The organism is Mucilaginibacter gracilis (genome assembly GCF_003633615.1).
In the GTDB taxonomy this organism is placed as follows: domain Bacteria; phylum Bacteroidota; class Bacteroidia; order Sphingobacteriales; family Sphingobacteriaceae; genus Mucilaginibacter; species Mucilaginibacter gracilis.
In genome coordinates this window covers 1326237-1340181 of the sequence record NZ_RBKU01000001.1, presented here as the reverse complement: position 1 = coordinate 1340181, position 13945 = coordinate 1326237, and the positions used below count along the sequence as shown (strand labels likewise).

At 43.6% G+C, this 13945-nt stretch carries 10 protein-coding genes; 2 read left to right on the top strand and 8 right to left on the bottom strand.

Features of this window, described 5'->3' with window-relative positions; translation table 11 throughout:
• Positions 1-11 precede the first annotated feature (11 nt).
• From BDD43_RS05670 to BDD43_RS05635, 8 genes are read right to left on the bottom strand one after another with little or no spacing between them, the layout of a single operon-like run.
• Entirely contained in the window at positions 12-1511 is a 1500-nt protein-coding gene (locus tag BDD43_RS05670) for an FGGY family carbohydrate kinase (RefSeq protein ID WP_008507907.1), read from the bottom strand.
• Positions 1511-2479 (bottom strand): ABC transporter permease, encoded by a 969-nt coding sequence (locus tag BDD43_RS05665; RefSeq protein ID WP_008507906.1) that lies wholly within the window; start codon positions 2477-2479, stop codon positions 1511-1513. The genes BDD43_RS05670 and BDD43_RS05665 overlap by 1 nt, the downstream gene beginning before the upstream one ends.
• Before the next feature lie 9 nt (positions 2480-2488).
• Positions 2489-3991, bottom strand: a complete 1503-nt coding sequence (locus tag BDD43_RS05660; protein WP_008507905.1) for a sugar ABC transporter ATP-binding protein — start codon at positions 3989-3991, stop codon at positions 2489-2491.
• Positions 3992-3995: 4 nt separating this feature from the next.
• Entirely contained in the window at positions 3996-4613 is a 618-nt protein-coding gene (locus BDD43_RS05655) for a DUF2291 domain-containing protein (protein WP_008507904.1), read from the bottom strand.
• A 3-nt stretch (positions 4614-4616) separates the two neighbouring features.
• Positions 4617-5555, bottom strand: a complete 939-nt coding sequence (locus tag BDD43_RS05650; RefSeq protein ID WP_008507903.1) for a D-ribose ABC transporter substrate-binding protein — start codon at positions 5553-5555, stop codon at positions 4617-4619.
• A 56-nt stretch (positions 5556-5611) separates the two neighbouring features.
• The gene (locus tag BDD43_RS05645; RefSeq protein ID WP_008507902.1) at positions 5612-6574 is read right to left on the bottom strand and encodes a transketolase family protein; all 963 of its coding nucleotides are present in this window, start codon (positions 6572-6574) and stop codon (positions 5612-5614) included.
• 10 nt (positions 6575-6584) lie between these two features.
• A complete protein-coding gene (locus BDD43_RS05640) occupies positions 6585-7409 on the bottom strand; it encodes a transketolase (protein WP_008507901.1) in 825 nt (274 codons plus the stop codon).
• Between the two features lies 1 nt (position 7410).
• A complete protein-coding gene (locus BDD43_RS05635; protein WP_008507900.1) occupies positions 7411-8820 on the bottom strand; it encodes an L-fucose/L-arabinose isomerase family protein in 1410 nt (469 codons plus the stop codon).
• A 401-nt stretch (positions 8821-9221) separates the two neighbouring features.
• Between BDD43_RS05635 and BDD43_RS05630 the strand changes: the two genes are divergently transcribed.
• On the top strand, positions 9222-12221 hold the full coding sequence (locus BDD43_RS05630; RefSeq protein ID WP_008507899.1) for a SusC/RagA family TonB-linked outer membrane protein: 3000 nt from the start codon (positions 9222-9224) through the stop codon (positions 12219-12221).
• Positions 12222-12241: 20 nt separating this feature from the next.
• A complete protein-coding gene (locus BDD43_RS05625) occupies positions 12242-13906 on the top strand; it encodes a RagB/SusD family nutrient uptake outer membrane protein (RefSeq protein ID WP_121196777.1) in 1665 nt (554 codons plus the stop codon).
• The last annotated feature ends 39 nt before the right edge of the window (positions 13907-13945 follow it).

Genomic DNA, 13945 nt, shown 5'->3' with positions numbered 1-13945 from the left:
AAGAGATTGTATCATTTATCTGTATAGGTTCTGTTTACGTGAGCTAACCATGTATGGTAGTTTACCTGAACCGAGGTTGGGTTTATTGTTGGCATCACGGTAGATTTAGGCTTAGCCAATGCCTTGATCTCTTCAAGGCTTTCAAAAAGTCCGGCCTGCAAACCCGCTAGCATAGCAGCACCCAAGCCAGACGCATCCGATATTCCGTAATACAAGGGTTTGTTTAAAAGATCGGTAAGAAAACCTAAAACAAAGTTGTTAGAGATTATACCGCCATTGACAATCAACATGCGTAGGTCCAGTTGCGCGGCATTTTCCATTGCGTCGATCACAGACCGGATCTGGTAAGCGATTGACTCCAAACCAGCCCTGACGATGTGGTTTTTGGAGGTGTTAAAAGTTAAGCCAAGAAGCTCCCCTTTTCTGTCCATCTGCCAATACGGTGCACCCATGCCGCTGAATGCCGGGATAATATAAACACCGTTATTATCAAGCACGCTATTGGCCATATCCTGCGTTTGCTTGATATCACTAAAAAGAGTGAGCTCCCTGCGCAGCCACTCCATCGTCGAACCACAGGAAACGATCACACCCTCAAGCCCATAATCCACTCTCGTTGATGTACTCCAACATATTGTCGTAACAACCCCCTCGCTACCGGAAGGCAAATCCGTACCGGCATTCATCATAATGGAACAGCCTGTTCCCAATGTTGCTTTCGCCTGGCCTTGCTCAAAACAACCTTCGCCAAATGCCGCGGCATGGGAATCGCCGATCATCGCCCCGATCGGTATCTCCCGGTCAAATGACCCACCAAAGTCGCTTGCGCCAAAATCAGACGAAGAGGCAATTACTTCCGGTAGATTTATCTTATCTAAACCGAAAGTTGCCAAAAGATAGGTGTCCCAGTTTAATGTTGATAAGTTAAAAAGCATTGTCCGTGAAGCATTTGTGTGATCAGTGAGATAGCGCTTGCCCCCTGTCAGTTTAAATAAAAGCCAGGTGTCAATCGTGCCAAAATAAGCATTGCCAGTGTCTATGGCCGCCCTGACTTTATCTTTATTTTGATATAACCATATCAATTTTGATGCAGAGAAGTAGGGGTCGATGATCAGCCCTGTACGTTCTTTTACCGTTTTTTTAAACCCGCCATTAATCAATTGGTTGCAGATATCGATCGAACGTTTGCATTGCCACACAACAGCATTGTGCAAGGGATCTCCGTTAGCGTCCCATACGACAAAGGTTTCCCGCTGATTGGATATCCCAATGCTTAAGATGGATCCTGTATCTTTACCTGTTCGGCGAAAAGCCTCAAGGCAAAGGGAAACAGATGCCAACACATTTTCAAATATCCCTAAAGGATCTTGTTCTACCATTCCTCCATCTAAAAACTGCGTAGCCAAGTCCACCTGGCCCCGTGCGATGGCATTACCCTTTTCATCAAAAATAGTCGACTTGGTGCTGCTGGTGCCCTGGTCTATCGCCAGTATATATTTTTGATCCATCATCACTCGGATTTAGAATTAGCCTTGTCAATAATCACGGCGAGTAAAATTACGCCGCCTTTAACCACCTGCTGCCAAAAAGGCGATACGTTAAGCAATACCAGTCCATTGTTAAGCACACCAATGATAACTGCGCCAAGCACGGTTCCCCAAATGGTGCCTTTGCCTCCCGATAAGGAAGTGCCGCCAATCACCACAGCTGCGATAGCGTCCAGTTCGTAACTAATACCGGCATTTGGCTGAGCAGAATCCAATCTTGAAGTGACGATCAAACCACCCACGGCGGCCAGTGCTCCGGCCATGCTGTAAACGATGATCTTGACTTTGCTGATGTTGATGCCTGATAATTTAGCCGCATTTTCGTTACCGCCAATGGCATAAATATATCGGCCCAACGGAGTTTTCATCGTGATAACAACCGCTGTTAAAACAACAATAGCCGAGATCCAAACCGGAACCGGTATACCTAAAAACCAGCCGGTACCGATGTAACCGAATTTTTCGCCGAATACAGAGATCGGAAAGCCCTGTGTCCATAACAAGGTTAAGCCCCTTGCAATAGTGAGCATGGCCAGTGTAGCCACAAATGGTGGCACTTTGAAACGTGTGATGGCAAAGCCGTTAAATGCGCCCACACCTGCGCCGGTAAATAATCCCGCAAGGATAGCGCCCAACAATGTGAAACCGATGTAGAGGTTACTCGAATGCACTTCAATACCATTTTTCATCAGTCCTGCCGTAATAGCGCCGCAAAGGGCCAATACCGATCCTACGGATAAGTCGATTCCCGAGGTTAATACAACCAGTGTCATCCCTACGGCTATACAAATGTTAACAGATATTTGGCGCATTACGTTCCAGCCGTTATCTACGGTTAGGAACTTATCCGACAGGCAACTCAATACGATGCACAAAACCACAAGCGCTATAAGCGATTGGAATTTGGCGAAATGTTGGCGATTCAAGGTCATTTAAGTTTGTTATAGGTTTTTAGGAATGGCTGCTTTCAGGATGTTATCTTCGGATGCATCGGCGGCTTTAAATTCGGCAGTAATGCTGCCTTCGGCCATTACCAGGATGCGATCGGATATGGCGAGTATCTCCGGCAATTCGGATGATACCATAATGATGCCCATACCCGCTGCAGCCAGTTCTAATATCAGTTTGTAAATCTCGTTTTTGGCGTTGATATCAATACCACGCGTTGGCTCGTCCAGCATCAGCACAATAGGCTGGGTAGCCAGGCATTTAGCCAGTACTATTTTTTGCTGGTTACCACCACTCAGGTTTTTGGTGATCTGATTAGCCGACGGTGTTTTGATCTTGAGCGAATCGATATATCTTTTCGCCAGTTCCTGTTCTTTACCATCGCTCAGCAAACCCATGCTTTGCAGATTATCCAATGTGGTAATGCTAATATTGGTTTTTACATCCAACCCCAATACCAGGCCGTCTTTCTTGCGGTCTTCGGGTACCAAAGCTATTCCGGCTTTCATAGCCTCGCCCGGCGATCTAAATTTTGTTGCCTGCTGTTGGATACTGATAGTACCGGTATGAGCCTTATGCAAACCGAAAATGGTTTCCAATAATTCGGTACGCCCGGCGCCCATTAAACCGAAAATGCCCAAAACCTCACCGGGGCAAAGTTGCAGTGATACGTTCTTTAACAGATCACGTTTTTGGTTTTCAGGATGTTTTAGGTTAATATTTTGTACAGTAAGTACAGGCCCGGCGGTGGCTTTGTAGCCTTTGTTGCGAATGACGTTGATCTCGCGGCCAACCATTTTATGGATCAGCGTATCGTGGTTAATATCTTTCATCTCGCCCGATTCGATGGTTTTGCCATCGCGAAGCACAATGTAACGGTCGGCTATTTTAAAAAGCTCATCCAGCTTATGCGATATGTATACGATCACCTTATTCTCATCGCGAAGTTCTTTGATGATATCGAACAATACCTCAACCTCGCTCTCGGTAATGGCCGAAGTTGGTTCATCCATAATCAGAACCTGGCAATCGGTTAGCAGGGCCTTGGCAATTTCAACCACCTGCTGCTGACCAACCTTTAAATCAAAGATCAACGTATCCGGACTAACCTTCAGCTTCAGTTTATCTAAAAGGTATTGGGTGCGGTTTTTCATGGCCTTGCCATCCAGCATGCCCCAGTTATTGGTTAACTCGCGTCCTAAGAATATATTCTCGGTGATATTGAGGTGGGGCACTAAATTTAGCTCCTGGTGAATAATGCCGATGCCCGCGCCCTGTGCTTCGCGCGGATTAGCAAAGTTTACCTCGGTATCCTGTAATAAAATGCGGCCTTCGTATTCAGAATAAACGCCTGATAGGATTTTCATCAGCGTAGATTTACCCGCGCCGTTCTCGCCCAGTATCGCATTTACCTTGCCGGGATGCAGCTCCATGTAAACATCCTGCAAAGCAATAACGCCGGGGAATTTTTTGGTGATATGATCTGCTATCAACATAACCTTAAGGAATTATTTTTAGAGATACAGGGAGCATCTCAATATCGTTTAGGTTTAGATGTGCCTGATTAAGTTCTACGGCGCCTGTAAACTCAATCTTATCGCCTTTTTTAGCTGCCGATTTAAATGGTGGGATCACCTTAGCGCGGATGATCTTATTGATTTCCGAAGAAATATTGCTCAGATCTACTGTATTGGTAAAATCGTTCAGATCAACCAAACCCGAGGCATCACGAATGGCATTGCCAAATACAAACTCGGTAGCTATTTGGAAATCGTTATGTGCTATGGTTGAAAGCTTCACATCGCTATCGTCCATATCAGTAATGGTGCCCGTGCCTTTCACCATGAAAAATTTGGTGCTGCCTATAGAGAGGACATGACCGTTTTCGGCAAAAGTGTTAGCCGGTGATACTTTAAGTTGCGTAATTAATTCATCAAGCGTAATAGCCTTTTCTGTAACGGCGGGTAGTTTATTAGTCAGCAGGTCTTGCGCGTAAGCAACAGCGTTAAATGTTTTTCCGGTGGCTTTTAACTCGCTCAACTTACGGAAATAAACCGAGTTATAACCTATAAAAATAATGATCACGAACCAGATGGCATATTTGATTTCCTTTCTCATGGCTTAATTCTTTTTACCGTAGGCTATGTAATCAGATACGTTTTTACCGGTTACCATCTCTACTCCAACCTGAATCTTTTTCGGGAAGTCTCGCTTACCCTTAAAATATTCATCGGCGTAATTGGCAGCAGTTTGCGCCATCACCTTAGGGAACTGCATCGCGGTAGCCAATATCTTTCCATCCTTAATGCCTTGTATAGCATCTTCAGCGCCATCAAAACCCATTACTTTTACTTTGTTAGCTTTGCCTGCTGCAGCTAAAGCCTGGTAGGCACCCATGGCCATGGCATCGTTCCCGCAGAACACACCATCGATATCAGGGTGTGCCTGTAAGATGGATTCCATTACTTCCAGACCTTTATTGCGGTCAAAATCGGCACTTTGCTGGGCTACCATTTGTAAGCCGGGGTAATAATCAACCACGCTGTGGAATCCTTTAGAGCGATTCCAGGTGTTGTTATCGGCAACAATGCCTAGTATCTCAACATATTTGCCTTTTTTGCGCATTTGCTTCACAAAGTATTTACCAAGGTTCACACAGCCTGAATAACTATCAGATAAGATCTGCGATGTTGGTCCGGTGGCAGAGTTCACCTCCCTGTCCATGCAAAAAACTGCTACACCGGCTGCTTTGGCTTTATTTACATTGACTACAGAGCCATTGGCATCTGTAGGATTGAACAGGATAGCGCCATAGCCAGCGGCGATGGCATTTTCAAAGTTATCGGTTTCGGTAGCGGTGTTGTTTTGCGAATCAAAGATCTTGGTTTCGTAACCCAAACTTTTAGCTTGCGCCGAAGCTGTTTGCGCTAAAAACACAAACCAGGGATTATTGAGTGTAGATACAATAACCGCTACCTTTTTGGCTTTGGCCGATTTTGAATTATCCTTACAGCCGGCAAAAGCCAGCATAAATAACAATAACAGTGTTAATCTTCTCATTCAAATGATATAATCTAAGTTTCATTATTGGTATTCTTCTTTGTTTATCAGTTTCCTTATGATAGTAGTTTAATGGCTTGATCGGCAATCCCATCTGCCGAAATTCCGTAGTGGTTCAATATCTCAACCTGAGAGCCCGTAACGGTGTACTCGTCAGGGATGCCCATGATTTTAAAAGGCTTTTTGTGTCCACTTTGTAATAAGTAGGATGCGCAGGCCTCACCTAAACCGCCATTGATCATGTGCTCCTCCACCGTTATAATGGCTTTTGTTTCAGAAGCTAACTGTGCAATCAATGTTACGTCTAAAGGTTTAATGGTATGCATGCTCACTACCGTTGCCAATATGCCCGATTCTTCCAGCTTTTGCGCGGCTAACAGGGCTGGGTAAACGGTTTCGCCGTTGGCGATGATTGTTATATCGCCGCCATTTTTCACCACCCTGCCTTTGCCAAACTCAAAACCAATATTCTCATCTTCGGTTAAAAGAGGCATTGGTTTTTTACCGAAGCGCAGGTAAACTGGCTTGGTGCTTTGTGCAGCCAATTTTACAGCTTGCTCGGTTTCAAAATTATCGGCAGGTACTACAATGGTAATATTATTGATGGCGCGCAGTACGGCAAAATCGTGCAGACTGTGGTGCGTTGTTCCCAATGCTCCGTAACTTACACCGGCGCTAATGCCAATTAACCTTACAGGATTATCTGAGTAACAAACATCGTTTTTGATCTGCTCCAAAGCTCTAGCGGTTAAAAAACAAGCTGGTGATACCGCGAATGCTTTTTTACCTGCCGAAGCCAATCCGGCGGCAACGCCTACCAGGTTTTGCTCGGCAATGCCTATCTCTACAATCTGCTCGGGCAATTGCTGCCCGAATGCAACCAGCTTGCCCGAACCGCGCGAATCGCTGGTAACGGCAATAATATCTTTATCAGTTTCGGCAAGCTTTAATAAGGTAGCCGCAAAAACATCCTGGTTTGGTTTGGCGTTAGCCGAAGTATTTTTTATAACTGTTCCCAAGTTCGTGGTATTAAATGTTGGTGAGTGCCACATCCAGTTCGGTCATGGCGCTTTGATATTGTTCGTGGTTAGGTACACCGTGGTGCCACTTTACCGAGTTTTCCATAAAGCTGATGCCTTTACCTTTAATGGTATGGGCTATAATCAGGTTAGGTTTTCCCGGCTCAAAAGGCATACTGGCAAATGCCTCGCGCAACGCATGAATATCGTGTCCGTCAACCTGTTTTACGGCCCATCCAAAGCTTTCAAACTTGGCGTCAAGCGGGTCAGTATTACATACCTCGGCATTAGTACCTGTAATTTGCAGTTTATTGTTATCGATGATGGCGCAAAGGTTATCCAACTTGTAATGCGAAGCTGTTAAAGCCGCCTCCCAGTTTGAACCTTCGGGCAGTTCACCGTCCCCCAAAAGGGTAAAAACACGATAGTCTTTTTTATCCAGTTTCGCGGCAAGCGCAACACCGGCAGCAATTGGTAACCCGTGCCCCAAAGCGCCTGTATTTTGCTCAACGCCATGTACCTTTTTAGTAGGATGGCCTATGTAATGGGATTTATATTTGCATAATGTTTCAAGATCCGTTTCCGGGAAGAAGCCTTTGTCGGCCAGTACCACAAAAAGCGCTTCAACACAATGGCCCTTGCTCTGGATGTAACGGTCGCGATCCGGCGAAGTAAAATTATCCGGACTCACATTCAGCACATCGTTATACAAAACGTTCAACACATCAATGCACGATAGGCTGCCACCCGTGTGCCCGGCATTGGCGCCTACAATATATTTGAGGATCTTTTTACGATACCCAACTGATTTTTCTTTTAACTCTTTGTCTGTCATTTTACTTGTGTTCGTAAATTTCCCAGCCCATGTAATTGCCTAATGCCTCTTTTAATATGCCGGCTGTTTTTGAAGCGTTCATTACCACGTGGTGCTCAAAACCGTTGCGGCAAACGTATTGCATCAAACTTTGCAGATCAGGTATCTCCGCTACAGCGCGGTTACCAAAGGTGTTTAACGCGTCGTCGGTCAGTTCGCCTTCGCCAAGGTAAACTTTGATGATGCCTTTAGGATCATCGGTACTGATTCGGCCGTAGGTTAACGGCGATGCCGGGGTGCGGCCATCCAGAGCGCCGTAAGTATTTTCTACACCAACGGTAGTACCCAAAATAGGGGCGGTGCTGATCTGAATATCCGGCAGAAAAGATTTTGCCCAGTTACCGCAATGAAACAGCACACATTTATTAGGGTCATCAGCATAGTTGTTATTCCAATCTACCAGCGCACTTGGCGAACCCGATGCCAGTTGCATGGCATACATGGTTAATGTTCCGGTAACATCAACCTCGCAGGCACTTGGCAGCATATTCTCGCTCATAATGCTCATGCTGGTACAAACGTTGCAGCCGTAATTTTGCTGTAGCGATGTCCAGCATTGTATGGCTGTTGCATCCAATGCATGCTCGTCCATAAACTGGTTAAGCACTACGTCCAGTTTGGCTATTTGTATCATCGCATCGTCGGGCGTGAGGCCTTTAGGCGCATAAGCATTTATCTTATTTAAGTGCGCCTGTACTTCGGGGTGTTCTGCCGTTAACTTGTCGGCTTTGCCTAAAATCTCACTCAGGTCGGCAGTGGTTACGGTAATGCCGTTACGCTGTAATATCTTCTCGCTGTAGCGAACGGTATTAAAAGCTCCCGGCCTGGCACCAATAGCGCCAATGCGAACACTGCGTAAACCTTTAACTACGCGGCAAATGGCCACAAAATCTTTTAGGTTGGCGATAAATTGGGGGTCGCTCGGATGAGTGACGTGATCATCGGTTAGGGTGTATTTGATGCCGTACTGGTAAAGGTTGTTGCAAACCGAAATTTTACCGCACCATGAATCGCGGCGGCGTGCTACATCCAGTTTATTCAGATCATCGGGGTAGGCCTGAATCAGCACCGGAACGTTTAATCCTGACAATTTAATGGTATCTGCAACACCTTTTTCATCGCCAAAATTTGGCAGGAATACCATGATACCTGTAATCTCTTCACGATGTTTTTTGAATAAATCGGCACATTTCTGGGCATCTTTAAAGGTTTCAACACCGCCAAGTTTTGATTCGGTATCGCCCAGCATAATGGCATTAATGTTCAGTTGGGTAAAAAGGGCAATAATATCGGCACGGGCTTCAGAAACCAACCTGTCCGGAAAAAAATCACGATTACCTATAATTACCCCTAATGTTGCTTTATTACTCATATTTTTAATATTTCTGATCGTTTTGTAAAAATCTGAACAACGCGGTTCAGTATAGTTCGGGTTGAATAGTTTTTTTGATGTTTATGCAACTTGTAAATACCATTATAATCATTTACAGGGCTAAAATAGAAAATAAAAGAAGAAATAGATAAATACTGACAAATTTAAATGGGACTAAGAGTTTCATATTTTGGAAGTTTTTAGCTATTTAAGTCTGCTTTTGTCTTTATTTTTTTCTTTTCTGATAAATTATCCACTCATTATTTATCATTTAAGCAGACAATTTCTTGATTTTTTTTATAATTCTAAAAAATACAATCGGTTGCATTTGTTGGGTTTACGATTACTTATGTTTGTAACAATAAAACTAAAGTTATTTCAAGTGAACCAAAATTAAACTTATGAGATCAATCAAAAACTTACTAACATGCATTTTACTTTCGCAAATGCTGCTGTTTGTTCTTCCCAAACAATCAGTGGCGCAAACATCCGCAAATGCTAAACAGTTGATTAGAATAGCCGGAATTGTGTTGGATGAAAAAGGGGCCCCCCTTCCCGGTGTATCTGTCAAGCTAAAGGGTACAAGCAATGGAGTTGCAACTGATGTAGGCGGAAACTTCTCCATCAACGTACCTGGAATGGGAGCTATATTAGTATACAGTTTTATTGGATATGAACCACTTGAACAAAGTATTGGTGGTAAAACAACACTCAAAATCACATTGACACCCTCTGTGAAATCTTTAGAACAAGTAATTATCGTTGGATATGGAACAGTTCGTAAAAGAGACCTTACCGGATCTGTCGTTTCCGTTAAAGGTGACGAAATTACAAAAGTTGCAGCATCCAACCCTATGGAGGCCTTACAGGGGAAGGTTGCTGGCGTGGATATTACCCGGACTAGCGGCGCAGCCGGAGCCGGAGTCGGTGTAACGGTTAGAGGAAACCGCTCATTAAATGCCAGTAACAGCCCTTTATACATCGTCGATGGAATCATTTATTCTAACTATGAAGATATAAACCAAAACGACATCGCATCCATGGAATTTTTGAAGGATGCATCTTCTACAGCGATTTACGGTTCACGTGGTGCAAACGGAGTTATTATTATCACCACTAAAAGAGGGGGTGAAGGTAAGCCGAAGGTAAGTGCAGGAAGCTATTACGGCGTCAGCGAGATTACCGGTTATCCTGTGCCGATGACAGGTCCTCAATACGCCAATTTGAAACGGGAGGGCTATCGCACTATAGGTACCTGGAATTCGACAGCCGACGACCCGAAAGTTTTTACAAGTTCCGGGGATCTTGCAGCAGTTCAAAACGGCGATTCTTATTATTGGCCGGGATATTTTTTGCATAAAGGCTCGCAACAGGACTATAATGCCAGTGTTTCAGGCGGCAATGATAAAACAAAAGCTTACTTTTCTTTTGACTATTTCAAAGAAAAAGGTTTGTATACCAATGATTATTCGAGCCGTTACAGCCTGCGTTTAAATGTTGATCATGAACTTTTTAAGGATTTTAAAGTTGGCTTACAAAGTCAGCTTGCTTATTACGATCAAAATTTAAGAAGTGATAACGTATTGTCTGTCGCTAACAAGATCATTCCATATTTTAATCCCTACAGTGCGGACGGCAGTCTGGCTAAGTTTCCGGGTAACGGAAATCAGGTTAACCCGCTTTATGATGAGGAGGCAGGGCAATATGTTAATAAAAATAATATAACACATTTGCTTTCCACTGCCTACGCGGAATGGAAACCGGCAGACGGCCTTACCATACGGTCGAATTTAGGTGTGACTTTGTCCAGTTCAAGAAATGGGCATTTCGAAGGTACCAATACATTAAACCGGGCGCTTTCATCGGGTTCTCTTTCTTCTGAAACCAATTCAACCGATAATAATTTAATATGGGAGAATATTATTACCTACCAGAGAAAAATAAACCATCATAACTTTACGTTAACGGGTGTAACCAGTTACCAATCAAGCGTTTCAGATCAGGCATCGGCGTCAGGTACGGGACAATTGTTATCAGACCAATCTTTCTATGCCTTACAAAACAATCCTGCCAATCTCAAGATATCAAGTAATTATGTTGGGCAAAATCTTGAATCGGGGGCATTGCGCTTAAATTATTCTTTCAAAGAAAGATATTTGTTGACCCTGACAGGGCGAGCTGATGGTTCATCGGTTTTAGCCAAAGGAAATAAATGGGCATTCTTTCCTTCTGCAGCAGCTGCCTGGAGAATTATTGACGAACCATTTATGAAAAGCCAAAGCGTAGTATCCGAGTTAAAGGCACGTTTAAGTTATGGCGTAGCTGGTAATGCAGCTGTTAAACCCTATCAAACCCAAAGTGGTCTGATCTTAGTGCCCTATTCTTATAATGATATCACCGCACTGGCCTATGAACTGGACCCCAACATCGGAAATCAAAAATTAAAGTGGGAGTTGACGGGAACATTAAATGCGGGGATAGATTTTGGTGTATTCCGGGATAGAATTTCTGGAAGTATCGATTATTATGACTCTCAAACCCGGGACTTGTTATTGAGTCAGAAGCTTCCGTCTTCGACAGGAGCCCTTACAACATTGGCTAATGTGGGCAGGAGCCGGAATACAGGTATTGAGCTTACCGTACGAACCAATAATATCAAAACAAATAAATTCTCCTGGTCGTCAAATATTACCTATACTCGTAATAAAGAACGTATTACCTATTTGCCTAACGGCGTAAACGACTTAGGCAATAACTGGTTTATAGGCTATCCTGTGGTTTCCTATTTCGATTACCAAAAGCTAGGCATCTGGCAGACATCGGAAGCTGCTCAGGCTGCCGTTTACGGCTATAAGCCCGGCGATATCAAAGTCGCCGATATTGACGGTAGCGGGACAATCACTGCCGCCGGAGACCGGGTTGTGCTCGGTTCAGCTGTCCCAAAATATAGTTTTGGATTCAGCAATGATTTTAAATACAAGAGCTTTGATTTGAACGTATTAGTTTATGGAAGAATTGGTCAGATGTTCGTTTCACAATACGCATTAAAATATGAACCGAATGCAATAGAAAACGGCGCTAATGTTGATTATTGGACTCCTGAAAATCCAACAAATGACTATCCTAGGCCGAATGCGAATATCTCTAAATCAGCTACTCCATTTGCTTCTACTCTAGGTTACAAAGATGGATCATTCGTGAAAATAAGAAGTGCAAGCCTGGGTTATAATTTCTCACCGGGGATAACCAAAGCCCTTCATGTTTCTAATTTAAGGTTATATATAAGCGCTAAAAATTTTCTAACCTTTTCTAAAATTAAAGACTACGATCCTGAAGGCGGTGGATCTTTCGACAGGCCGTTAACTAAATTATTTTTGGCAGGTCTTAATGTTTCATTATAAAAATTATTAATCAGAGCATCATGAAAAAAATTATTTATAGCGGGATTTTAATCCTTTTGGCTGGCATATTGATGTTTAGCTCATGCACAAAGAAACTTGACGAATATAATCCAAGTGGTTTTACGGCTTCTACATTTTATACCAAGGCAGTAGGCTTTGAAACATTGGTTAATGCAGCGTATACTTTTTCCAGGTTTTGGTATGGTAAGGAAGAAGGCTATCTTGCAGCAGAAATGGGAACAGATATCTGGACAAGTGGAGCAGGGGACCCATATCCTATGTTCACGCAATATTACAATTTACAAGGGACAGCTGACCCGCTGCCATTATTGTGGAACAATCTTTATGCAGGGGTAAATTTGTGTAATACCGGCATTGCCGGTATCGGTAACGTCACGGATTATACTGCAGCTCAAAAAACGACCAGGGAAGCAGAATTACGATTCCTAAGGGCATTTTATTATTGGCATATCGTAGAAACGTGGGGAGGTGTAAACTTTACGACCACACCTACCGACGGAGCAGTTACAACGGCTAACAGAACACCTGTTGAAACATTTTATACGCAGATATTTACTGACCTAAAATTTGCTGTGGCAAATTTACCTGTAAGTACGACAGATTACGGCCGTGCGACGATTCCGGTTGCCAAAGCGTTCTTAGCCCGCATGTACTTAACAAGAGGTATGAATGCTGAAGCTTTCGCCTTGGCGGATGATGTCATAAAAAACTACGGTTATGCGCTGCAACCCCGGTTTGTTGACCTATGGAACATGGGCAATCTCAAAAACAAAGAAGTCATATGGGCAATTGACTACTCTACCAATTTGGCTAATAACGATTTAAGTTCATCAACCTATCCCTATGGTCATTATCGCGGATCCAATAACGGGCACATGATGTATCTAATGGTTTACGATCAGGTCAACTCTGCTTTGCTTGCCCGCGATATTCCAAACGGCCGTCCCTTTAATCGATATATGCCGACACTGGCTTATCTGAATTTGTTCGATCAAGCGAACGATTCCCGTTACAGTGGTTCGTTCCAGAACGTATGGTATGCTAACAAAGCAGGAAACTATAACGGTAACGCTATTAAAGTTGGAGATACTATTTGTTATACTCCAAATGCTACTATTCCCTTAGCATCGCAAAGCAAAAAATATATCACTTATGATCTTCCAAAAGTTTACGATATGGCCACAAGCATACCGATTCAACGTAAGTTTGTCATTTCTTTATCAAAGTTCAAAGATTCAACGCGCGCTAGCGTTGCTGAAGCTCAAAGTGCAAGAGATGTCTTTGTAATAAGACTAGCAGAAATGTACCTTGTTGCAGCCGAAGCGAAGTTTAATCTTGGAGATCCGGGCACTGCTGCTACTTATATTAACGTAATCAGAACCCGTGCTGCTAAGCCCGGAAAAGTAGCACAAATGCAGATCACACCAGCTCAAGTTTCGATTGATTTCATTTTGGATGAAAGAGCTAGAGAGTTGGGCGGAGAACAGTTAAGATGGTTCGATCTGAAAAGGACGGGTAAGTTAGCCAGCAGAATCCAGACAATGAATCCCGATGCTGCGGCAAATTTTAAATCTTATCATCTGGTCAGGCCTATACCACAGGCCAGCCAGCTTGACCCGACTACGAATAAAGACGTCTTTACGCAAAACCCAGGATACAATTAAGGTAAAAGAAAGGGCTGGAGAAATCTAGCCCTTTCTTTT